Source organism: Lacinutrix sp. MEBiC02595 (assembly GCF_053601555.1).
This window is the reverse complement of record NZ_JBSHNU010000008.1, coordinates 1-237: the sequence shown is the minus strand read 5'-3', so window position 1 is coordinate 237 and position 237 is coordinate 1. Positions and strand designations below refer to the sequence as shown.

Sequence of the window (237 nt, the reverse complement as noted above, 5' to 3'; positions counted from 1 at the left end):
TTGGAATGCCGCTAACATACTTGCTCTTCAATCTTGTGGTACAGATAGCTGTGATACAGATGCAGTATTTGATGTAACTTCAGATTATGTATTTACTAACCTTGCTTCCACTTGTGGCGCTGGTGGTACTATTCTAGTTACGTATACAGTTGCTGATGATTGTGGTAATGAAACCATACTTACTGCAACACTTACGCTTGAAGATTCTATCGGTCCTGATCTTACTGCTTGTACTGT

At 39.7% G+C, this 237-nt stretch carries 1 protein-coding gene; it reads left to right on the top strand.

Annotation, left to right across the window (positions count from 1 at the left end; genetic code table 11):
* Window positions 1-237, top strand: a 237-nt coding sequence (locus tag ACVCZW_RS00020; RefSeq protein ID WP_452231277.1) for a hypothetical protein, incomplete at both ends; no start/stop codon positions are given.